The 23,939-nt window shown below is 53.2% G+C and carries 18 protein-coding genes; 3 read left to right on the forward strand and 15 right to left on the reverse strand.

The features are described 5' to 3' along the window. Positions 1-3 precede the first annotated feature (3 nt). The 11 genes from TREBR_RS01155 to TREBR_RS01200 all read right to left on the reverse strand — a co-directional run bounded on the left by TREBR_RS01155 (position 4) and on the right by TREBR_RS01200 (position 11,409). Entirely contained in the window at positions 4-297 is a 294-nt protein-coding gene (locus TREBR_RS01155; protein ID WP_013757406.1) for a PTS sugar transporter subunit IIB, read from the reverse strand. Next, on the reverse strand, positions 294-1,964 hold the full coding sequence (gene ptsP, locus TREBR_RS01160; RefSeq protein WP_013757407.1) for a phosphoenolpyruvate--protein phosphotransferase: 1,671 nt from the start codon (positions 1,962-1,964) through the stop codon (positions 294-296). The genes TREBR_RS01155 and ptsP overlap by 4 nt, the downstream gene beginning before the upstream one ends. Continuing rightward, positions 1,965-2,222: an HPr family phosphocarrier protein gene (locus tag TREBR_RS01165; RefSeq protein WP_013757408.1), complete on the reverse strand. Its 258-nt coding sequence runs from the start codon at positions 2,220-2,222 to the stop codon at positions 1,965-1,967. 4 nt (positions 2,223-2,226) lie between these two features. Beyond that, on the reverse strand, positions 2,227-3,069 hold the full coding sequence (gene licT / locus TREBR_RS01170; protein WP_013757409.1) for a BglG family transcription antiterminator LicT: 843 nt from the start codon (positions 3,067-3,069) through the stop codon (positions 2,227-2,229). 12 nt (positions 3,070-3,081) lie between these two features. Beyond that, positions 3,082-4,515 (reverse strand): 6-phospho-beta-glucosidase, encoded by a 1,434-nt coding sequence (locus tag TREBR_RS01175; protein ID WP_013757410.1) that lies wholly within the window; start codon positions 4,513-4,515, stop codon positions 3,082-3,084. Positions 4,516-4,539: 24 nt separating this feature from the next. Further along, positions 4,540-6,168: a glucose PTS transporter subunit IIA gene (locus TREBR_RS01180; protein WP_083816415.1), complete on the reverse strand. Its 1,629-nt coding sequence runs from the start codon at positions 6,166-6,168 to the stop codon at positions 4,540-4,542. Between the two features lie 115 nt (positions 6,169-6,283). Further along, the gene (locus tag TREBR_RS13380; protein WP_052296127.1) at positions 6,284-6,520 is read right to left on the reverse strand and encodes a PTS glucose/sucrose transporter subunit IIB; all 237 of its coding nucleotides are present in this window, start codon (positions 6,518-6,520) and stop codon (positions 6,284-6,286) included. A gap of 302 nt (positions 6,521-6,822) precedes the next feature. After that, the gene (locus TREBR_RS01185) at positions 6,823-8,145 is read right to left on the reverse strand and encodes a hypothetical protein (protein WP_013757411.1); all 1,323 of its coding nucleotides are present in this window, start codon (positions 8,143-8,145) and stop codon (positions 6,823-6,825) included. Between the two features lie 65 nt (positions 8,146-8,210). Then, positions 8,211-9,692, reverse strand: coding sequence for a hypothetical protein (locus TREBR_RS01190; protein ID WP_013757412.1), 1,482 nt, complete (start codon positions 9,690-9,692; stop codon positions 8,211-8,213). Continuing rightward, positions 9,689-10,717: a hypothetical protein gene (locus TREBR_RS01195; RefSeq protein ID WP_013757413.1), complete on the reverse strand. Its 1,029-nt coding sequence runs from the start codon at positions 10,715-10,717 to the stop codon at positions 9,689-9,691. The genes TREBR_RS01190 and TREBR_RS01195 overlap by 4 nt, the downstream gene beginning before the upstream one ends. A 116-nt stretch (positions 10,718-10,833) precedes the next feature. Then, positions 10,834-11,409, reverse strand: coding sequence for a hypothetical protein (locus TREBR_RS01200; protein WP_013757414.1), 576 nt, complete (start codon positions 11,407-11,409; stop codon positions 10,834-10,836). A gap of 416 nt (positions 11,410-11,825) precedes the next feature. On the opposite strand from TREBR_RS01200, the gene TREBR_RS01210 reads away from it, so the two are divergent. The 3 genes from TREBR_RS01210 to TREBR_RS01220 all read left to right on the forward strand — a co-directional run bounded on the left by TREBR_RS01210 (position 11,826) and on the right by TREBR_RS01220 (position 18,474). After that, entirely contained in the window at positions 11,826-13,103 is a 1,278-nt protein-coding gene (locus TREBR_RS01210; protein WP_013757415.1) for a carbamoyl phosphate synthase small subunit, read from the forward strand. Positions 13,104-13,223: 120 nt separating this feature from the next. Then, the gene (carB, locus tag TREBR_RS01215) at positions 13,224-17,516 is read left to right on the forward strand and encodes a carbamoyl-phosphate synthase large subunit (RefSeq protein WP_013757416.1); all 4,293 of its coding nucleotides are present in this window, start codon (positions 13,224-13,226) and stop codon (positions 17,514-17,516) included. Between the two features lie 364 nt (positions 17,517-17,880). After that, complete coding sequence (locus TREBR_RS01220; RefSeq protein WP_013757417.1) at positions 17,881-18,474, forward strand: hypothetical protein; 594 nt, start codon at positions 17,881-17,883, stop codon at positions 18,472-18,474. A 192-nt stretch (positions 18,475-18,666) separates the two neighbouring features. Here the strand turns inward: TREBR_RS01220 and TREBR_RS01225 are convergent, their stop codons facing one another. From TREBR_RS01225 to mnmE, 4 genes are all read right to left on the reverse strand, one after another. Then, a complete protein-coding gene (locus TREBR_RS01225; RefSeq protein WP_013757418.1) occupies positions 18,667-19,845 on the reverse strand; it encodes a DUF2974 domain-containing protein in 1,179 nt (392 codons plus the stop codon). 69 nt (positions 19,846-19,914) lie between these two features. Continuing rightward, positions 19,915-20,862 (reverse strand): L-lactate dehydrogenase, encoded by a 948-nt coding sequence (locus tag TREBR_RS01230; protein ID WP_013757419.1) that lies wholly within the window; start codon positions 20,860-20,862, stop codon positions 19,915-19,917. 166 nt (positions 20,863-21,028) lie between these two features. Next, positions 21,029-22,174, reverse strand: coding sequence for a GGDEF domain-containing protein (locus TREBR_RS01235; protein ID WP_013757420.1), 1,146 nt, complete (start codon positions 22,172-22,174; stop codon positions 21,029-21,031). Positions 22,175-22,394: 220 nt separating this feature from the next. Next, positions 22,395-23,924: a tRNA uridine-5-carboxymethylaminomethyl(34) synthesis GTPase MnmE gene (mnmE, locus tag TREBR_RS01240; RefSeq protein WP_013757421.1), complete on the reverse strand. Its 1,530-nt coding sequence runs from the start codon at positions 23,922-23,924 to the stop codon at positions 22,395-22,397. Positions 23,925-23,939: the final 15 nt, after the last annotated feature.

Below are 23,939 nucleotides of genomic sequence, written 5' to 3' on the forward strand. Positions count from 1 at the left end.
ATGTCAAGTGCCGGCATCAGAGCTTGCGTCCGCAGTTATGTACTCGTACGTTTCGGAACAGAGCTTTTTGATGGCGCCGGCCTCCCACCCGATAATCAAATGTACTTCGTTTCGGCGTTCGATAATTCCTTTTACTCCGGGTAACTGCAAAAGCGTGTTTTTATCTATCCGCACATCGTTTTTCATTTTTACGCGCAGTCGGGTAGCGCAGTTCGTTATTTCCATGATGTTTTCCATTTTGCCGAGTGATTTGAAAAACAATTGGCAGGTCGTTTTTGTCCAGACGGAAGAGGTCACGGTAGACTCCTTATTTTTTTTCTGAGTGCATGGAGCGCCGAAGGTGCGGCGGACAGTTCGCTTATTCCCGCTTTTATAAAACGTTCCGTAAGGCTTGTGTCCGCGCCAAGTTCGCCGCAGATACCGCACCAGATACCGTGTTCCCGTGCGTGTTTTGCCGTGAGTTCTATGAGCCGGAGGACGCTTTCGTGATGAGGATCGCAATACTCGGCGATATCGGCGTTTTGCCGATCAACGGCAAGCGTATACTGCGTAAGATCGTTCGTACCGATGCTGAAAAAATCAACTTCAGCCGCAAGCACGTCGCTTATAACGGCGGCGGCCGGAGTTTCAATCATTATGCCCGTTTCAATCCGTTCTGCGTGCGGTACGTTTTCGTTTTTCAGATCGGCGGCCGCCGCCTTCAGGAATTGTTTTGCGCGGTGTATCTCCGACAGCGAACAGATCATGGGAAACATGACGGCAACGTTTCCCGTTACGCCTGCACGCAGTACGGCGCGCAATTGGGTGGTGAACAGTTGCGGATTTGCAAAACACAGCCGCAGCGCTCGTATGCCCAACGCAGGATTCGGTTCGTTTTGCATCGGAATGCACGCCGCCTTTTTGTCGGCGCCTATATCGAGCGTTCGGATGATGAATTTACGGGTTCCGAGTTTTTTTGCGGCTGCTTGGTAGACGGCGGTGAGTTCGGCTTCCGTGGGTAATACGGTGCGGCCGAGATATGAAAACTCGCTTCTGAATAGTCCGATGCCTTCCGCACCGCAGCGGACGGCGGCGTCTACGTCTTCAAGGCTGCCCGCGTTGGCGTATAATGTTATTTTTTTGCCGCTTTGCGTAGCGGTTTCCGGCGGCGGTAAAATTTCAAACAGTTCCCGCTCTTTTTCGGATGATTTTTCCGCAGATGATTTTTCGGCGGAGGCCTTTTCGGCAGATGATTTTTCGGCGGATCGGACCGCTTTCAGTTTTTGGGAATCGGGAGAAAAATACACGCCGCCGCTGACTCCATCGACAATGCAGGTTTGCCCGTTTACGGAGCTGTCGAACGTTACACCGTTTACGATGACGGCGGGAATGCCTAATGACCGCGCCAATATGGCTGTGTGAGACGTTGCACTCCCTTTTCCCGATACGAGGCCGAGCAATTGCAGCCCGCTGAACATGAGCGTGAGACTTGGCGTTATTTCATTTGCAACGAGAATTATTTTTTCCGTGCCGACCGGCGCCGGGGCCGTAGTTTTGCCGCGCAGTATGCGGATAATTCTGTCCGCAACATCCGATACGTCTGCCCCGCGTTCCGCGATGTATTCGCTGCCGGATTCTGCGAGTTCCCGCGAAAATTCTTCCGCGGCTTTGCCGACCGCGGTTTCCGCACTCAGCCTGTCTTCCGTAATCAGCGTTCGCATTCTGCTGTAGAAATCGCTGTCCTGCAGCATCATTTTATGTATCAGGAAAATGTCGGCGGCGGAAGTTCCCGCTTCGCGGAGCGTTTTTCTGTAAAGCTCGGTGAGTTCCGCCGCTGCCTTGTTGAGCGCGGTAATTAACCGTCTCGTTTCCTTTTTCGTGTCTTCCGTTTTTTCGGTACGGCAGACGGATCGTTCGGCGGCCGCAAAAAAAACGGTTCCCGCTGCGATTCCCGTTGAAACGGGTATTCCTTTATATTCTTTCATTTAATAATTTTCCCCGATATTTGCGGTGATTTCAGCATAGGCGTCTTCTTCGTCTTCGCCGTCGAAAAACAAACTGATTTTATCGTTCTGCTTTACTCCGAGTTTCATCAGCGCGAACAGTTTTTTTACGTTCGCTTCTTTGTCGCCGTATTTCATCGATATGCTGCATTTGTATTTCAGTGCCTTGTTTACCAGAATTCCTGCCGGCCGTGCGTGAATTCCGTCGGCGGCTTTTATCGTGTACTCGAATCGTTTCATGACATTACTCCTTGCCGGTGACTATCCGGTTTATATGTATCGTTAAATACGTTTTTTCGTTTTTATCCACCGTGTACGGATATTTTTCTTCTACGTACGCGGTAATCCGATCGACGCAGTTTCGTGCGGCGGGGAACGTTTTTGCGATTGAATCGTAGAGTTCCGTTTCGCCATCGGAACTTCCGCTTGCGGTCATGATTCTTTGGGCAAAAAAAGACAGATGCACGAGGAATCTTTGCCACGCCGGCGACGTTTCGTCGATTTTTACCGGAAGACAGCGTTTTACCAGAATGCTTACGTCCTGTACGAATTCCAGCATGGAATTGAGTTCCGGAGAACCGGCTCCGAGTTCCGCCGTAACGAAGTGCATCGTAATGAATGCGGCTTCATCAATTGAAAACGAACGTCCGGTCGCTTTTTTGATGATGTCGAGCGCATCCAGCCCGATCCGGAATTCCTCCGGATAAAAACTTTTGATTGCACTGGTAATCGGGCTGGTAACGGCGATATTTTGCTTTGCCCGTTCCATCGCGGCGTTCAGATGATCCGTGAGCGTTATGTATATGCTGTCGTGCAGTTCTTTGGGGCATAATTTTTTTGCATGTGCTATTATTTCTTCAGAAAGCAGCATATCTTCGATGGGAATGTTTTGAATGAATTCCTGAAACCGGAAATTCGTTTCTTCATTTTTGAGAATGAAGATTTTTTCGATTTTCGATTCATCTATTACGGCTCCGCATTTTTGCTGAAAAGCGAGTCCGCGACCCATCACGATTTTTTCAAATCCTTCAGGGTCCGTGCAGACTGCCGCGTTGTTATTTAAAATCTTTATTATTTTCAAAATCATATCTTCCGTATCTTATAATATCTCTCCGTTCGACTGTATTACCGCTTTATACCAATAAAACGATTTTTTAGGGGAACGGGCCAGACTTCCCTTACCGTTATCGTCTTTATCGACGTAGATAAGTCCGTAACGTTTTTTCATCTCACCGGTGGAAGCGCTTACGATGTCGAGCGGCCCCCACATGGTGTATCCCAGAAGCGGAATCCCGTCTTCCAGAACTGCCTTTTCCATTTCGAGGATGTGGGAACGCATGTATTCTATGCGGTAATCGTCCCGTATGGGTCCGTCGCTCGGTACGGTGTCGGCTGTTCCGAGTCCGTTTTCTACGATAAAAAGCGGTTTCTGATAGCGATCGTACAAATTGTTCATCGTTATGCGTAAGCCCTGCGGATCTATCTGCCATCCCCAATCGGATGTTTTGAGATACGGATTTTTTATCGTTTCAAAAATACCGTTCCCGCCTCTTTCAGCGGGACTTTCCGCATCCGCCGCGACGTTCGTGAAATAATAACTGAAGCTGATAAAATCTACGGTTCCTTCCCGCAATATTTTTTCATCCTCCGGTTCAAACGGAATCCGTATGTCTTTCCGTTTGAACAGATTGAGTGCGTATGCGGGATACGCGCCGCGGCTTTGGACGTCGATGAAAAACCAGTTTTTACGGTCGGCTTCCAATGCCGCCCATACGTCCTGCGGTTTGCACGTATACGGATAATTCTGACCCGCGGCGAGCATACAGCCGATTCGGGAATCAGGAATCATTTCGTGTGCCAATTTGACGGCTTTCGCGCTTGCAACGAGTTCGTGATGTGCGGCGGTATATTTTATGAGTTCTTCGTTATCGTCCGGTGTAAAATAAAGGCCCGCTCCCATAAACGGCGCGTGCAGAATCATATTGATTTCATTGAACGTGAGCCAGTATTTGACTTTATTTTTGTATCGTTCAAACACCGTGCGGCAGTACCGCTCGAAACAGTCTGTCATTTTTCTGTCTCGCCAGCCGCCGAATTTTCGTATCAAATGCATCGGCGCGTCAAAATGGCACAACGTTACGAGCGGTTCTATAGCGTGTTTCCGGCATTCGTCGAATATGTTGTCGTAAAAGGCAAGTCCCGCTTCATTGGGAACTGCGTCGTCTCCGTTCGGAAATATCCGCGTCCATGCGATTGAAAGCCTGTAACACGTAAAGCCCATTTCGGCAAATAGCGCGATATCTTCCTTATAATTGTGGTACATGTCGACTGCCGTATGGCTCGGATATGTGTGTGCGTCATCACAATCGAACATTTTCAGCTTTCCGAGTACGACGGGAAGCCGGTCTTTTCCGAACGGTACTACGTCTACGTTTGCGAGTCCGCGTCCGTCCATATTCCAGCCGCCTTCACATTGGTTTGCGGCCGTAGCGCCTCCCCATAAAAATCCGTCCGGCATTTTAAATCCTTTCATATAAAACTCCTATACAATTTTCCGTCAAAAATTCAGCGGAACTATCGAAAACAGCGGTTCGCCGACACTGATTATGCAGCCGGTTTCCTTTTCAACTGCGATGCTTTTGAATTCGTCCGAATTGTTTATCACGACAGGCGTAACGGTTTTATATCCTGCGGACGTAATGGCGCCGATATCGAATGTCATCAGTAAGTCGCCTTCCTGAACTTTCTGCCCTTCGATAACGTACGTTTTAAATCCTTGCCCCTTGAGTTCAACGGTATTCATCCCTACGTGAATAAGGATATCTATGCCGGAATCCGCCGTTATGCCGATTGCGTGCGCCGTTTCCGGCAGCACCGAAACGGTTCCGGTGAACGGTGCGCGGACTTCGCCGCTGGACGGCAGTATTGCGCAGCCTTTTCCCAGTGCGCCGCTGCTGAACGCTTCATCTTCGATTTTGTCGAGGTCGATGATTTTTCCTTTAAGCGGCGAAACGACCGTAATCGGTTTGGCCTTTTTGCCGGAATCATGAGTTCGTGCGTCGCGGCTTTTGGTAAAACTTCCGGATTCCGGTTCTTTATAGAAAAACATGACGAGCAGGAATGAAACGGCCATTGAGACGAGTACCGCGATGCTTGCCCATACCACTCCGTGCATCGATATCGGGACGTTGTACATTTTGGAATATTCTTCGGTCATGATGAATTCCGGGAATCCGAATACGCCGAGTCCCGCGGAAATGTATGAATATACTTTTGCCGCGGCAAGAATGGCACCGCCGACGGCGGCCCCGATACATGAATAGATGAAAGGTATTTTACGGGGCAGCGTGATACCGTAAATTGCAGGCTCGGTTACGCCGGCGATTGCGGAAATAACGGCGGGAATGCCGATACTTTTTGTCTGCTTATCTTTGGTTTTCAGCATGACGGCGATAAGGGCGGCAAGCTGTGCGAACGAAGCCGCGAACATCGGAGATAAAATCATGTCGTATTTCAGGTTGGCAAGATTGATGAACATGAGCGGAATAAGACTCCAATGCAGCCCGAAAATGACCAGTATCTGCCATAATCCGCCGAAAAGGAATCCGCCGAATACGGCCGCGCGGCTGAATACGAATATTACGCCCTTTTCGATTACTTCTGTCAGCATTGCGGCAACGGGACCGATAACGATGAACATCAGCGGAACGGTGATAATGAATACGAAAAGCGGTACGCCGAAATTCTTGATTACCGTCGGGATGACAGCCTTGATTTTTCTTTCAAGAAACGATGCGAACCAGATTACCAAGATGATGGGAACAACCGTAGACGTATAATTACCGGAAGCCGGCATGATAACGGGAATTCCGAACAACGTGGCGTAGTAATTCATTCCGAACAACGTGCCGAGCGGTTTGGGTGCGCTTCCGAATGCAACGGCGATCGCATTCGGAGCAAGGTTGACGAGTGTCGGTGCGCACATGACGAGCCCCAGCATGAGTCCCGTTATTTCGTTCATGCCGAATTTTTTTGCCGTAGTGTACCCGATGAGAACCGGCAAAAAATAGAATAACGCGTCGGCAGCGTTGTAAAGTATCGTATACGTGCCGCCGGCTGCATCCATAATATGGAAGAACGACAGCAACATCAGAATGCCTTTTATCATGCCGGTTGCGCATAACATTCCGAGCAGCGGAGCGAATACTCCGGTCAATATGGAAATGAAATTGGCCGACGGTGCTTTTTTTTTGCCTTCTTGAACTGCTTGTTCGTCGGTGCAGTTCTCAAGATGTCCTACTTCAACGAGCGCCTCGTATACGTCGGGTACTTGTACCCCCGATAACGACCTGATACAAACCGCCTGCTTTCAGCACGTTTACGATACCGTCCGTCCGTTTGAGGATATCCGTTTGGGCAAGATTTTCATCCCGCAGTTTAAAACGCAGCCGCGTTAAGCAGTAGGTAACGTTTTGAATGTTTGATTTTCCGCCGACATTTTGGAGAATAATCCGCGCAAGACCGTCGTACTTGTTCATAGTGCCTCCGTGAGCCGTGTGGGCTCGCTTGAAAAGTCTCCGCGCATAAAAAAAGGCAAAACCCGTTTCTCCCGTGCGGAGCATTCAGGTTTTGCCTGTCAGTAACAGTAACAATCCGATTTAATTTATAGTATATCCTAATATTTCATTTGTCAAATATTTTTTATCCGATAACCCGGAATTTAGATATATCGAATCGATGCGCCGTTTTTTGCACCGACGCAGCGGCCTGTCAGACGTAGCGGCTTGCTTGACACCGCGGACTGTCAGACGCAGCGGCTTGCTTGTGTGAACGCCGCCGGTTATTTCGCCTTTTGTGCGGGCGCGACGGGAATCGTCAGCTGAGCCGAAATGCCGGTCAGCTTCGTGTCCGTGTCGACGTTGAACGTAACGTCGCACACCCAGTTTTTGGGAAGCAGCACGCTCATGCCGATTTTTCCCGACCATAGGATATCCGCCCGAAAATCCCGGGCTCTGCCGTGTTGTTCGTACGACGACGACGTCTGCGGATACGTCTTTTTGACTGCTTGTTCGCGGTAATAGACGCGCGGCGTCATGCCGATAAAAAACGTGAGCGGCAGCGAGCCGAGCGCGGCGTTCAAACCGATGTCGGCGGCGACCGTTATGCCCAGATCGAACGTATGGGCGTCTTTGACGATGAGATCGGCGTACGCTTTCGGATTGAAGGCGGCGGTGAACGCGGGTGCGCCCGTTCCGGCGGCGTTCGCTTTTTGCGGCAGGCTGTAATCGTACCGGTTGGAAATGCCGAGCTGGAACATCGTTTTTTTCTGGATACCGCCGGCGAACGGCGTCGGTTCGAGTAAATCGCAGGAAAACTCCTTATTGCCGCCGGCAGCCCATACGTTCGTGCGGGTTCCGCCGGGAATAAGCGACTTGAACGCGATCTTATGATATAAGAAAAAATTGACGCCGGTGTCGCCGCCGCTTCCGGCTGCATCTTCGGTTTTCGACGTAACGACGGATACGCCGAAACTCGAATTGTTGACCGTAGTGCCGATGCGGTACGAGGCGGGAACTACGAACAGCAGCGACGCGTTTTGTTGCAGGATTCCGGCGTTTTCCCGGTAATCCGTTCGGACGCCGTTTACGGTGACCGTCTGCGTGTATTTGTCCGTGATCGTTTCGCTGCCGGTCAGATAGCATTGCAGACCGGCAGAAAGATCTTGCAGCTGCGGCACGCCGATAAGGAAAAATACGTTGGCGTAATACGTGTCGAACGCAGGCGTTACGTATTCGGTTTCGGTGACGGTTTCCGTTTTGGTGGTGCCCGAACCGCCCCACACGGTGCGGACGGTTTTGGTTACTTCTTCCGCGGCGGTCATGCGGAACGACGCGCCGACGGTGAACGGAAAGGCGGCGTGCCGGTGATAACCGAAAAACCCGCCGGTAACGGCGGCCGTACTGCCGCCGGATGATGCGGGCGTAAAATCCGTAAACGCTATCACGTAGTCCGACGACACGCGGTTGAAATTCTCACCGGGAAACAGCACCCAGTCGTTCGGATTTTCCACGACGCGGTTCGTCGCCGTCGATTGGAGCGACTGTTGGGCAAATGCCGGCAGTAAAAAAAGGCAGACTGCAGCAGCAGCAGATACTCGTTTCATGTAAAACTCCTGTAAAAATTCCGCGTGAGCCGTTCGGCCCGGATCCGCGCAACGAAACTTCCGCATTACGGAAGCGCGTCGCCCTGCTGTCCTTCATCGGCGGGATCGAGACCGCTGTCAACCGGCGGTTCGTCTATGTTGAGGTCGAACCAGGGCTTTAAAAGCAGATACGTTTCCGCCGAAAAATATTTGGGGTTATTGTAAATGAACCGCTCGAATTTATTGAGACCGTCGTTTCTGACGCCGCCCCAGCCGCGAAGCGATTCGCTGTTGTTCGCAACGGGGCCTTTGCCGTCGCCGAAGTCGAGCCAGCGGGCCCAGTCGTTTTCCGGTTTATAGTACCCGACGATGTCGGGATCGGGATACGGAGCTTTTCCGAGCCGGATGAACATGGCTGTCAGACTGGGCGCGTACGATTCGAGCGTTCCGTAACAGAACGAACTGCCGTGCCCGAACCCGATGCAGTGACCGAGTTCGTGTACGGTTACCGCCGAACCGCCTTTATAATGATTGAAAAACGCGTAGGTTGCGATTCCCAACACGGAGCCGCCGCCCAAACCGACGTATCCTTCCTTTGAATCGAGCCTGCCGAGCCGCAGGTCTTTGGGATTTTCTTTTGAGAAAAAAATCATGTCGTACAGGCGTTTCCGCTCGTTTTCCGTGCCGGCGACTTTGTTGACGTCGGTATCGGTGTGAAAGTAGACGTTTTCCTGCGGTGTGGCGCCTTTCTGATAAATGAAATAGTCGCCGGTGAGCGCTTTATAGTGATCCATGAGAACGTCGAATTCGGGGCTGCTGAACGTGTACGCCAAATTGCTGATGATAGCGATCCATTCGCGCGCGTGCGGTGCGTTCATGCGTTTCCAGCTGCTGCCGTTGTCGATGCGCAGAAAACCGATGCGCCAGTTCGTTTTGAGCGCCCGCAGTTTTTGATAGGCCGGATCGCTGCATCTGATTTCGATGCGCACCATGTCGCGCTGTAAATCGGGGATGTGCGGAATGTGGACGAGGCCGCCGCCGTCGGAAAGATATTCGCCTTCGTGCAGACTGAACGGTATATCGTATATGTTCTGCGCCAAAGCGGGCAGTTCCCGGATGGTCATAATGCGGAATGCGTGCGGATAGCCCGAAAGCGTCGCCCAAATTTCCGCATTGTACACGGGAACGACCATATAACTGGTTACGCGGAATTGATTGTGCGCTACCGGAATCTGGCGCTTCACCGGGTCCGATTTGCTTCCGCCTTCGTCGTACTGCGATTCGTGTTTTTGCGCAACGACGATCGGATCGTTTATGAGAAACACACGCAGCGAGTCGTCCGTAACGATTTCATACGGTTCCGAATTCTGCAGAATCTTTTTTTCATGCACCGAATAACGGGCGGCGTCGGTATCCGTCGGGACGCGGCCGGTTTGCAGTGCCTGATCGAACGGAACGACCGCTGCGTTGCTGCACGCGCAAACGACGGCGACGCCGATCAGCAGTGCGGCGGTTTTTAAGAGCGGAATCGCCGGTATTCTCCGGTGCGCTGCGGCGCCGTGCTTCATCGTGTTACTCCTGCGGTGCGCTCGGTGACGGGATACGCGGCCGCCGCGTAGCGTACGATTCCCCAATCCGCCTGTACGGTGAACGATATGACGCCGGCGTCTTCGGTCAGTCCGTACAGTCCGCGGATTTTATCGAACGGCTGGCCGTCCGGCGCCGACAGTACGATCAGCGGTGCGTCGAACGAATAGGACAGAAAATCCGGCAGCTCGTATATGTAAACGGCGGAACCCGCGGCGGCGGCGGCCTTCGTTTTGCCGAACGTAAACGCCCGAACCCGCTGCCCCCGAATCGGGCGGGATACCGTTTGTTCGGGCGCGGCGGCTTGCGCGGCGGTTCCTCGGCGGAACGTTCCGGTATTGAACCGGCAGACGCCGTCGGCCGAATCGGATGAAATGAATAAATCGCCGTTCCGTTCCTGCATTGAAATGCGGTTTCCTTTCCCGACGCTGAAATTCAATTTCAGATAACAAAACGGTTCGGCCGTATTTTTCCAGTCGGCGGCCAGCATGTCGGCGAGCCGGTATACTCGTACGTTCTGCCCCGTCGCTGCGACGTACACGTACGCGGTTCCCGCGTATACGTGCTGCGGATGCCACGGTCCGCTGCCGTTCGCCGCGTCGTGCGTGTACGAGTACGAACCGTTGCCTATCTGCACGGTTTTGCCGGTACCGTCCGCGTCCAGAGAAAACACGACGTTTTTGCCGTTTGCATCGCTCCAAGAGCCGACGTATAACCGGCCGCCGCTCATCATGAGCGAACTGATCCGATCCGTCTGCGCAGCCGGATAATTGACGAATTGTCCGCGCGAAAGATCGTCGTTGAGTTCGTACAGTTCGTTTTTTGCCGTAACGCCGAACAGCCGCGTCCGGTCGCTGCTGCCTCCGATCGCCGTATATCCGGAGACGACGGCGGTTTCAGGGCGCAGCGTGTAAGCGGCGTACTGCCGTTCCGACTGCTGCGTTACGCCGCTGCATGCGGTAAAACCGGCGAGTAATGCGCTTGTATACAAGAAAGCCGCTTTCATGTTCTCATATATACTATATTACGGTTTTTTCGGCAATCGGGCGATGAGTGCGGCGGATAAAAATAACGAACCCCGGAATGCGCGAATGTGCACGATTTCCGGGGCCGTGTACGCGTTTATTGTTTGATTAGAATTATTTGATTATTCCCATCCGTAGTATCCGAGAATTTCAACTTCGTTTTGGTACTGTTTACGGATAATGTGTTTCCCGATGCGGGATTCGCGATTTCTGCTTCCGTTTCTGCTTTTGTTTGTGTCACGGTCATTGTCATCGTGTACGGACTGCTTTGGGAGTATTCAGTGTTAGCCTCAGGTTGTGATGAAAAAATACTCCATGCGTCTGATGCGGAGATTTTCATGACTGCAGCTATCTTGTTTATCATGTCGGTCAAATCAAATTTTTGGATGATTTTGACGGAATCAGACCCTGCCGAAACTGGGTACATGATAGTCATTTCAGCTGTCACATTGTATGTAATTGCAGCTCCCGTGGGAGATTCGGTTGCCGGAACCGTTTCGGATCGAGAGATTTTTCCCGTCCAGGTTCCCTCCAAACCGGTTAAGGATGTAACCGGCGTCCAAGTTTCCTCTGCCGATCCCGAACCGTTTGCACACGACGTAACGCACACGGCAACCGTGAGCGCCAGAACGGCTGTAAACACTTTCACCGCTGTCCGAATTTGCTTTTTCATAAAACCTCCAAAAATCGTTTGCTTTGATAGCAAACGCCAATATCTTAGCAGTGTATATAATATGTTTTTGAAATGTCAAGTGTTTTTCGTTCATTGCACGAAAGATTTTTTTTTCACGAAGGCGCGAGGGATCGGAGCGGAAATGAGCGTACGCGCGCGTACGGGAATTGCAGCGGAGAGCCCGACCCGGGCGACCCGGCTTAAAAGGGTGGGGAACGCCGCGGAACCTGGCGTTCTGCAGCGAATCATCGTGCCGGAATCGTGCGGGGAACGCCGCGGAATGCGGTACGGCCGTGGTGAGGACGTTTTTCAGCCGGGAGCGGAGGGGCGCGCCCAAAGAAAACCGATTTAAAAGAATAAAAATACATTAAACCTCTTAAATATTTTTTAAAAATACGGTAAAATATGGCTTTAGTATGAATACTAAAGCTTATATCGTGCTCGCGAGCGGGCAAGTGTTTGAGGGAAAAAGTTTCGGCGCCTGCGGTTGTATTACCGGTGAGGCTGTCTTTACGACGGGAATGACCGGTTATCTGGAGACGCTTACCGATCCCAGCTATTACGGTCAGATTGTAATGCAGACGTTCCCGCTGATCGGCAATTACGGGGAGATTCCCGCCGATTTCGAGAGTGCGGCGCCGCACGTGCGCGGCTACATCGTCCGTAATTGGTGCGAAGTTCCGTCCAATTTCAGGTGTGCGGGAACGCTCGACGCGTTTTTGAAAAAGCACGGTATAATCGGTATTTACGATGTGGATACGCGGGCGCTGACCAAGATTATACGCGAATCTGGCGTTATGAACGCACGATTGATTGCGTTCAGCGGAGATTCGGCGCGCGACGTTCAGGCGGCTGAAGAAGCGTTCGCGGTCTGCGCTCATTCGGGGCTTGCGGCGAAAGCGGCAAAGACCCGCCTTTTGGAAGAAATCAAATCATTCAAAATTGAAAACGCGGTGGCTTCCGTTACCGGAAGCGCTGCCGGAGTCGAAAAAAGCGCCGATCGCGTATTTGCCGAATCGGCTGCGTACCGTGCGGTTCCCGTAACGGCGGAAGGGCTTAAAATGAACGATCCGTTTGAGGCTGCCCGCGCGGGAAAGAACGCCGACGGTTCGGCCCGGCGGGTGGTGCTGTGGGATTTCGGTGCAAAGGCGAATATCCGGCGCGAGCTTTTGAAGCGCGGTGTTGAAGTAGTAACCGTGCCGTCCGGCGCGTCGTGTGCCGATATTCTTGCGCTTGACCCGGACGGTGTGATGCTTTCAAACGGTCCCGGCGATCCGGCGGAAAATACCGTTATAATAGAAGAATTGCACAAATTGACTGAAAGCGGCGTGCCGCTGTTCGGTATTTGTCTGGGGCATCAGCTTTTGGCGCTTGCGCGCGGGGCAAAGACCGAAAAGCTCAAGTACGGGCACCGCGGGGCGAATCAGCCGGTGAAAGAAGTGTCGTCGGGGCGCGTGTACATTTCGAGTCAGAATCACGGGTACGCGGTCGTTTCGGATTCGCTTCCTGCAGGTGCGGAATTGTCGTTTATCAATACGAACGACGGTACGTGCGAGGGTGTTTCGTACACGGATTTCCCCGGATTTTCAGTTCAGTTTCATCCGGAAGCGTCGGGTGGGCCGCTCGACACCGGATTCCTGTTCGATCGGTTTATCGCCCTGATTGCCGACACCGGCTTTCGTGCCGGATTATAAGGAATTTTTATGCCGGACGGTCGCGCGGCTTCCGTGCCTTGCGACCTTTCGGGTTCCGTCTGTGCGGAACTCGTTGTATGCTGACACCGGCTTCCGTGCCGGATTATAAGGAGTGAACAGATGCCGTTGAATGCTAATATACACAAGGTTATGGTGATAGGTTCCGGGCCGATCGTTATCGGTCAGGCTGCCGAATTCGATTACGCGGGAACGCAGGCGTGCAAAGCGCTCAAGGAGCAGGGACTTAAAGTGGTGCTTGTGAACTCGAATCCCGCCACGCTCATGACCGATCACACGATGGCGGACGCCATTTACATTGAGCCGCTGATTCCCGAAACGATTAAGCGTATTATAGAAAAGGAAAAACCCGACAGTTTGCTTTCCACGTTGGGAGGGCAGACGGGTTTGACGCTTTCGATGCAGCTTGCCAAAGAAGGTTTTTTGGCCGAACACGGCGTGCAGCTTTTGGGCGCCCGTCCCGATACGATCGATAAGGCCGAAGACCGTCAGCTTTTCAAAGATACGATGCAGGAGATCGGCGAACCGTGCATTCCGTCCAAAGTGGTAACGGATTTGCAGAGCGCGCTCGATTTTACCGACGAAATCGGTTATCCGGTAATCGTGCGTCCGGCGTTCACGCTCGGCGGTACCGGCGGCGGCATCGCGTATTCGGAAGAAGAGCTGCGCGAGATTGCGCAGAACGGACTGCACCGTTCGCCGATTCATCAGATTCTGGTGGAAAAATGCATTTCCGGCTGGAAAGAAATCGAGTTTGAGGTTATCCGCGACGGCAGCGGCAACGTTATCACCGTCTGTTCCATGGAAAACTTCGATCCGGTGGGCGTGCATACCGGCGACAGTATCGTCATTGCGCCGACGGTAACGCTTGCGGATAAAGAGTATCAGATGCTGCGTTCGGCTGCGCTCAACATCATTTCGGCGCTCAAAATCGAAGGCGGCTGTAATTGCCAATTCGCGCTCAAGCCGGACAGTTTCGAGTACGCGGTTATAGAAGTGAATCCGCGCGTTTCGCGTTCTTCCGCGCTCGCCTCGAAGGCGACCGGTTACCCGATTGCCAAAGTCGCGGCGCTCATTGCTATCGGTTATAATCTGGATGAAATTCCCAACGCGGTTACCAAGAAAACCGCCGCGTGTTTCGAGCCGGTGCTCGATTACGTCGTCGTCAAGTTTCCCAAGTGGCCGTTCGATAAGTTCGTGTACGCCAAGCGCACGCTCGGCACGCAGATGAAGGCGACCGGAGAAGTTATGGCGATCGGAACGACGTTCGAGCAGGCGCTGATGAAAGCGGTGCGCGGCGCCGAAATTTCGGTTTCGTCGTGCCGGCTGCCGCTTTTTACGCGCGAGTCGAACGAACAGATCGTGCGCCGCGTGGGCGAATGCACCGATCAGCGGCTGTTCGCCATATACGAAGCGATGACGCGCGGGCTGCTTTCCGTTGAAAAGATTCATGAAATTACGAAGATAGATATCTGGTTTTTGGCGAAATTGCGGAATCTGGTCGCGATGGACGCGGAATTGCAGGCAGTCAAAGACGGAAACGCCGGATTGTCGCCGGAATCGTATCTGAAAGCCAAAAAGCTCGGCTATCCTGATAAAGTGATTCAGGAACTGAGCGGCGTTCATATTCCCGGTGCCGCCGGTGTGCTTGCGGAGACTGAAGCGGCGGCTTCGGCGCGCGCTGCGGGACTTCCCGCGCATTTGCCGGCAAAATACAAAATGGTAGACACGTGTGCGGGCGAGTTCAACGCCGAAACGCCGTATTTTTACGCAGGGTACGATACCGAAAACGAAGCGGAAACGTTCCTTTCCGCGCAGGAAAAAAAGCTTGCGGAATCGGGAACCGAATCAAAGGGCCGCATTCTGGTTTTGGGTTCCGGGCCGATCCGTATCGGGCAGGGAATCGAGTTCGACTACGCGTCGGTGCAGTGCGTATGGGCGCTCAAACGGTTGGGATACGAAGTCGCTATCGTAAACAACAATCCGGAAACGGTTTCGACCGACTTCGACACCGCAGATCGCCTGTATTTTGAGCCGCTGACTCCCGAAGACGTAATGAACATTATCCGTACCGAGCGGCCGCTCGGCGTCGTCGTCGCGTTCGGCGGGCAGACTGCAATCAAGCTGACCAAATTCCTGCACGATCAGGGTATTACCATTTTGGGAACGAGCGCCGATTCCATCGATATGGCCGAAGACCGCGAGCGGTTCGACGAATTGCTCGAACGGCTGAATATCAAACGGCCTAAAGGTTTTTCCGTGTTGACAACGGAAGAGGCCGTTTCCGCCGCCGAAAAACTGACGTATCCGGTGCTGCTGCGTCCTTCGTACGTGCTGGGCGGCCAGAACATGATTATCGCGTTTACGGAAGCCGACATCCGCGAATATATGGCTATCATACTCGCGCAGAATATCGAAAATCCCGTGCTGATAGACAAGTATCTGATGGGGATTGAACTTGAAGTGGACGCAATCTGCGACGGTGAAGACATTCTGATTCCCGGCATCATGGAACACATCGAACGGACCGGTATCCATTCCGGCGACTCGATCGCCGTGTATCCGGCGTGGAACCTGAACGACATCCTGACCGAAAAAATTATCAATCAGTCGCGCGAATTGGCGCTCGCCCTCGGTACGAAGGGGCTGGTCAACATTCAGTACCTGATTTACGATAACGAATTGTATATTATAGAAGTAAACCCGCGCTCCAGCCGCACCATTCCGTATATCAGCAAGGTAACCGGCGTGCCGATGGTGGAACTGGCCGTGCGCGCGATGCTGGGCGGAAAACTTACCGATATGGGCTACGGTACCGGACTGTACCGCATTCCGCCGTACGTGGCGGTAAAAGTGCCGGTGTTCAGTTTTGAAAAGCTCATCGACGTGGATACGCATTTGGGGCCGGAAATGAAATCGACCGGTGAAGTGCTGGGCATTGCCCGCACGCTCGACGAAGCGCTGTACAAGGGATTGATCGCCGCCGGGTATCGGATGAAAAAAACGGGCGGCGTGCTCATCACGGTGCGCAAAACCGATCAGTTCGAGATTGTGGACACGGCGCGTAAATATTACGACCTCGGTTTCAAATTGTACGCAACGGAAGGAACGGCGAAGGTTATCGGCGATTTCGGAATGGACGTGCAAGTGGTGAACAAGATTCACGAGAATCATTCGGACAACATTCTGACGCTGCTGGATACCGGCAAGATCGATTACGTCATTTCAACGTCCGCGAAAGGCCGTCTGCCGACGTACGACAGCGTGAAACTGCGGCGCAAAACGGTTGAGCGCGATATTCCGTGTCTGACGTCGATCGATACGGCGAACGCGATTGCGAACAGCCTCTTGAGCCGATATTCGCCTGAAAGTCTCGAACTGGTGAACATCAACGCGCTCAGTAATGCAAAGATCCGTCTCGATTTTGCAAAAATGCAGAGTACGGGAAACGATTTTATCGTATTCAACGCGATGGAACAGGAAATCATCAATCCGGAAGGGCTGAGCGTCCGGCTGTGCGACCGGCGGACGGGAATCGGTGCGGATTCGCTCGTACTGATTACGAAGTCGGCCGTTGCGGACGCGGGAATGCGGTTTTTCAACCGCGACGGTTCCGAAGGCAATATGGCGGGAAACGCGATTTGCTGCGTAGCCAAATATTTGTACGACAACGATATCAACGGTATCGCCGCGCGCGCCGCGTCGGCTGTCGGTACGCATTTTACGGCGGAAATCACGGTTGAAACCGCGTCCGGCGTAAAACGTCTGCTGGCGTACACTCAGAGCGGCAAAGTGTCGTCCGTGCGGGTCGATATGGGAAAACCTGAGTTCGATCCGGCAAAAATTCCGGCAAAACTCGCTGCGTCCGGCGTAACCGGTACGCCCGACGGTATCAGCATTATCGGCGGCGCGGCGGTTCCTTCTTATCCGTGCAGTGCCGAAAACGTCGCTTCCGGTAAACTGCCCGAAAAGGCCGTGGTGCACGCGGAATTGAGCGCGGCGGGCGAATCGTACCGCGCGGCGGTGCTTGCAGTCGGCACGCCGCACTGCGTACTGTTCAGCAGCTTCGTCGATAAAATCGACGTCCCCGGTGTCGGGCCGCTGTTTGAAAACAATCCGGCGTTTCCGCGCCGTATCAATACCGAGTTTGTGCGTGTCGCCGGCCGCAACAGTCTCAAAATGCGCGTCTGGGAGCGCGGCAACGGCGAAACGCCTGCGTGCGGAACCGGTGCGTGCGCGGCGGCCGTTGCAGCGGTGTTGAACGGGTTCTGCCCGCTCGATGAAAACATTACGGTAAAAGTGCGCGGCGGCGATCTGATCGTCAATTATACCGGTGATACGGTGTATCTGACCGGCGGCGCGGCTTTGGTCTATACCGGCGAAATAGAAATCTGACGGAACGCCCGTGCGTCGGCACAAGCGGCGTGCGGACGCAAAACGGCGGACGTTCGTCCAAATCCATGCGTTTTTAATGCCGCCGCGCGGCAGGACGATGCGGTAAGACGATGCGGTAAGACTGCGCGTTCTTGCCGGACGTCCCGTTTAACAAAAACGGGCCGGTTTACGGAACTATTCCGTGGAGTGCGTTTTACTGCGAATCGGGCCTTTTCGTTACAAATGTGCAGAAATTCGCTCCGAAAAGCGGTTATACTTAAAATAATGTGTTATTATAATGGTATATTGAGTTCGCGCGGGAGCTGCAAACTCAGATAGTTGCAGTATTTTTTTGACTTTGCCGAAAGTTTTCATAGGAGGTTTTATGAAAAAATTCACGGTCGTTTTATGCGCTTTGGTACTTTGTTTGTCTGCGGCTGCGTTCGCAGGTATAACCGATATATACGCTGCGATTCCGCTCAACTTTGATAAAAGTAACGGAACGGAAGTTCAAGGAACCGCTATCGGTGCCGGCATCATGTCCAGTACGCTGCGCCGGGACGGGATTTTCGGTATAACGATGGCGCTCACCGGATATTACCCGATGGATATTTCCATGAAAACCGACGGGGTGTCTTACACCGCTACCACTTCCGATATGTACTCGGTGCCGTTCGGACTGGACGCGATGCTGGGAATCACGCTGAATCCGTTCAAAATCGGCATCTTTTCGTTTCCGATAACGGTCGGTGCCCATGCAAAAACCGACTTCTATAAAATCGGTCAACAGTTCGATTTAGGCGCTGCCGGTAACGTCGGTCTTAAAATAAGTTTGGGCGGATTCGGTGTTTTCGTGCGTACGCAGATATCGTACGACTTTTACCGATTCACATTGTTGGATACGGGAAAAACGAGTTCCGATTCGATTTCCGTCTGGGGCGTTCAGCCGCAGATCGGTATCAGTTTCGCCGGTAAGTAAGCGCCGCTGTAATTCGCCGCTACCGGCGTAGCGCGCCGCCGTCGATTCGATGCGCGGGGTACTCCTGCCGTTTCGGCGGCACGTGGTTTCGGCGGCACGCGCCGGACGTGCGCTATGCTGCCGCCGATGCTGCCTTCTGCCGAAAGGTTTTATTGCGAAACGCTGCCGAACGGCGGCGGGAACGTCTTCCTGTCAGACTTTTTTTGTCCGACTTTTGGAATGCGTCCCGCTTTCCGGCAGCGTTTTTTTATGTTTCGTGCCGAACAGATCCGCAAGCAGCGGTATGTTTTCTTTTGCCGATTTGAATAACTGCTGCAGCGTGTCCCAGACGATGCGCCGGGTGTTTTCGTCGAGTTCAAGCAGCGCTTTGATGGCGGCCGCCGGATTTTTGGACCATTTTTCCGAAAGCTCGGAAAGCGTCGCCGCGTCGGAGCTGGTCAGAACGGTAAAAAGTGCGTCCACGAATTGTTCCCGCTGTCTGCAGTCCATTTTTGAAAGCCAATCGCGTATCGTTTTGTCGATTGCCAAACTCTTATCGGTGAGCGTGTCGAGTTTTTTGAATGCGGCGCCGACAATCTGCCATGAAAACGGGTCGTGCTGCATGATGCCGTTTTCTTCGCTTTCGATGACCGTATATTCTTCCTGATGTTCGAGCAGCATTCCGATAATCGAAGTTTGCGGCACGAAGGTTGCAATTTTATCACGAATTCCGGCAAATTCCGGCGTGCCGGTAATGTCTTTTTCAAACCCGGGACCGTCGTTATTGTACACGCTGACAATCCGCCGTTTGATTTTCGGCGGGCAGAATGTCGCTGCATATACGGCAAGGTTTCCGCCTTTTGAATGTCCGCCGATGCGGAGTTTGCCGGGAAGTTTCGCCGCTTGCCGGACGTACGCGAGTGCTTCCAGTTGGGAAGGAACCGGCGCCATGAACGCCATGTTGAAGTCTTCTTTCCAGCCGATGATCGTGTCGTCGGTTCCCCGATACGCGATGAAAACGCTTCCGTCGCCGGGGAGTGCGGTGAGTGCGGCGAACTGTTTTTCATGCGCCGGGTCGGTGCTTTCGGCATATCCGCACAGACGCACGTTTGCAAACCGTTCGGAATTCGCCATGTCGCGGAGCATTTCCACCAGCGCCGTATTTATGAGCAATCCGGTGTCGGAACGTTCCGTAAGATCGGGCGCATAGAAAAAATCATGCGCGGCGTCCGCCACCGTAATGCCGTTTTTTGAAAACGCCGCGGGTACGATGTCGTGCAGTTTAAGGTACGACAGCTCGCATAGGATAAGCGCGTCTATGGCGTTGAACGGCGACTGGTGCAGCGACAAATCTCCGCGCCACCTGATGTAGTCGAGTATACCGGTACCCATAATGCCTCCTCTATAAAGATACCGAGCTCGTGCTGAAAATGCAAGCGCGTACGCGTTTTTTCTTCATATTCAGCGAATGGATTGCAGCGCCGCTTTAAGCCGCGCCGCGCTCGCTTCGAGTGCCGTCTGTTCTTCGGCCGGCAGCGGGTTTTCAATGACGCGTTCGGCTCCGTTTCTGCCGACGACGCACGGAACGCTCAGACAGACGTCGTTCAGGCCGAACTCGCCGTCCAGTTCCGTCGAAACCGACAGTATGCTGCGTTCGTTCCGTAAAATGGCGCCGGCAATGCGCGTCAGCGCCAACCCGACGGCGTAATACGTTGCGCCTTTATAGTCTATGATGTGGTACGCCGAATTCCGCACTTCTTCGAGTATTTTTTCCCTGCTGAAGTCGAATCCGGATGCGCATTTGCCGTCTTCACAGTACGCGTCGACGCGCTGCCCGGCGATCGAAGTCATGGACCAGGCCGCGAATTCGCTGTCGCCGTGTTCGCCGAGAATATAGCCGTGGATATTGCGCGCGTCCACGCCGCATTCCCTGCTGAGCGCGTACCGGAAGCGGGCGGTGTCGAGCACGGTTCCCGACCCGACGACGCGGTTCCGCCCCCAGCCGGACGCTTCGCGCGCGATTTTGGTGAGTACGTCGACCGGGTTGCTGACGACGAGCATGACGCCGTTACAGCCGCTGCGGGCGATATCCGAAGCGATGGCGGCGATAATGCCCGCGTTGCGTTTCAGTAAATCGATGCGCGTTTCACCGGGCTGCTGTTTTGCGCCCGCGGTGATAACGACGATATCGCTGTCGGCGTAATCCGCTGCGCCGCCGGCGTGTATGTCCACTTGCTGAAGGAACGGCTGTCCCTGAACCAAGTCGAGCGCCTGTCCTTTCGCAAAATTTTCATTCATATCGGTGATTGCGATTTCATCGGCAAGTCCGCTCTGTGCGAGTGCGTATGCGAACGTTGAACCGACTGCTCCCGCGCCCACGATAGTAACTTTTCGCTTTTTTTCATCCATTTTCAATGCCCCCTGCTATAAATATAAGCGTTTTACTGGGAAATGGCAAATGGCGGCGGCACATGCGGGCGCTATGGCACATGCGGGCGCCATCGGCATCCGGAACATGCGGATGGTGTTTACGCACGGCCGATGTTTTTGTGCCGAACGGATGTTCACCGTTTTTTCATTCAGACACCGTGTAACGGCATTTTCCGTATTGCTTCGATTTATAGAGGGCCGCGTCGGCACGTGTATACAGATCTTCGTAAAATCTGCTGCGGTCGTCGTGTGAAAAAGCGATTCCTATGCTGCACGAAACGGCGACCGTTTTTCCGCCTTCCGTAACTGCCGGCGGAAAATTGCGGATAATGCGATCGGCCGCTTCCCGTGCGTCGTTTGGATCGGCAACGCAGGGCATGAATATCAGAAACTCGTCTCCTCCGAGCCGGGAAACGCAATCTTCCGGGCGGAACAGCGCCAAAAGATCCGCGGCGAGCTGTTTCAGCAATTCGTCGCCCGTATTGTGGCCGAACGTATCGTTTACGCCTTTGAAATTATCTATGTCCAAAATGAACAGCGCGTGCAGTCCGGCGTTTGAGGTAAAGGTGTTTATATATCGTTCAGCCGCCCGTCTGTTTTTCAGCTGTGTCAGACTGTCCATGTCGCGCTGCCGGATAAGCTCCGCAGTTATTTTGATTTCCGTGATTTTCATGCGTGAAAAATACGTATTGATAAAAATTCCGCAGTATAAAATGAACAGATTTTCAATACACAGAGCTGCAAGGGTGTATTTATCCAAAGTCTGAAAAAATACTGTTTCCAATATGTCGATTGACAGTAAAATTGCCAATAATATCGCGTAGGAGACGGGACTGGTGATTAAAGACATCGATGCGATAAGCATTGCGAACAATACCGGCAGAAATCCGAGAAAATCATCGAAAAGGGTGAATTGCAAATATGTGATAATGAAAAATTGGGCAATGTTGAACAATCCGAAGCATTTGACGCGGGTAAGCGTTGCCGGCGGCTTGTGTTGGATTACGACGTATAGTATGCATGAAAATGCGGATTCCGCGATTCCCAAATAAATACCGGCATTTATCCGGTGATATACGAGGTAATACAACAAAAAGAAAATAAAATTGAACGCGCCGTATATTTTTACAATGAAATGGATAAAATTTTCCTGTAAGCGAAGGGATTCTCTTATGATGTCGTCCATGTAGCGTTCGTAATCCTGCTTCGGTATTTTCTCGAAATTCGGCGATGTTAATGTGGTAAAAAAGCGGACTATTTGGGGAATCCGCCGTCTACGGTTGTTGCTCATACGGGGCTCTCTCAAGAAATGGTCTATGTATTATTGATATATAATAATAAAAATATTTCTCCGTGTACAGAGAGTAATATAATACGATTTTGTGCGGATGTCAGGTGAATCGCGGTGTTTGCCGATACCTGCGCGCGAGGTCAGCGTGCGGCGCTGCGAACCGCCGCGCTGCAACGTAGCCAAATGACTGGTGCGAACTGCGGCCGGTTGCCGGTTTCCGTTATTTTCCCAGACAGAAATTTGAAAACACTGTGTCCAGAATGTCGTCGGGGGTAACGGCGCCGGTAATTTCGCCTAACGCGTCGAGCGCGTCTTCCATATCCTGCGCGACGGCGTCCAGCGGATAGTTTTGCCGTGCGGCGAGCAGTGCGTGCCGCACCGAGTCGAGTGCGTCCTGCGCGCATTGTTTCTGCCGCGCGGAACCGAGTCCCGGCTGTTCGCGGTCGGTCGAGGCGGCGGCAGTGAGACAAGCCTTTATCGCTTTGGTCAGAGCCGCCGTTCCGCTGCCCGTCTTGGCGCTCAGCCGCACCGCTGCGGCGGGACTGAACGAGCCGAGTGCCGCGTTGGAGGTGAAATCCTCGGCGGTGGTACTGCCGGCGCTATTGAAGGCGGCAGTGTGCCGCGTAGCGGCGTCGGTGTTCATAGTGGCGGTGTTCATCGTGGCGGCGTGCATAGCGGCGGAATCGCCCGATTCGGACAGCTTATCGCATTTGTTCAATATCAAAATGAGCGGCGTGCGGACGTTCGGTGCCGCAGCGAACGCCGTAAGAAACGATTCGTCTTCATCGGTAATGCCTTCGACTGCGTCGACCACGTATAAAATCAAATCCGCGTCTTTTGTCAGATCGAAGGTGCGGCGCACGCCGCTTTGCTCGACGACGTCGTCCGTTTCGCGCAGTCCGGCCGTGTCGAACAGACGGGCGGGAATGCCTCCGAACGACGCCCAGCTTTCAAGCCAATCGCGCGTGGTACCGTGTATGTCCGACACGATGGCGCGTTCTTCTTTGAGCAGCATATTGAACAGGCTCGATTTGCCTGCGTTCGTTCTGCCGCACAGGACGACGCGCGCTCCGTCCTGATATAATTTTTCGCTTGCCCATGAGCTGCACAGCGACGCCAGTTCCGTTTCCACCCGGCGCAGCCGCGTGTCGTCGAAGGCGTCGGCAATCGTTTCTTCGTCTTCGGGATATTCGATTTCGGCCTCAACCGAAGCGAGCGTGGCGACGAGTTCTTTTTTTACCGCCGAGATTTCATCGTACAGGCTGCCGGCGAGTCTGCCCGCGGCTCTCCCGCGCGACTCGTCGGTTTTCGCGCTGATGATTTCGTGTACGGCTTCGGCGCGGGTCAGGTCGGCTTTGCCGTTTATGAACGCACGGAACGTAAACTCGCCGTGCTGCGCCGCGCGGAATCCGTTTTCGGTAAGCAGCCGGTATATTCCGGTAACGATCGCGGGGCCGCCGTGGCAGCAGATTTCGGCCATGTCTTCACCGGTAAAACTTTTGGGCGCGCGGAATACTGATATCAGCACTTCGTCTATACGGCGCACACCGCCGCCCGCCGGATCCACGATCCAGCCGTACACGAGCGTGTTTCCCGCTGCGTTCCGCAATGCTTCGGGGCGAGAAAACAGCGCCGCAACAAGTTCTATGCAGCCCTTTCCCGACGTTCTGATAATGCCGAGCGCTGCGGGTGCGATCGCCGTCGCGACGGCCGCGATCGGTTCTTCCGGGGTGTATCCGTTCGTATCCATACCAGTGTTATCTCC

It is taken from the genome of Treponema brennaborense DSM 12168, from assembly GCF_000212415.1.
Taxonomy (GTDB): Bacteria; Spirochaetota; Spirochaetia; order Treponematales; family Treponemataceae; genus Treponema_F; species Treponema_F brennaborense.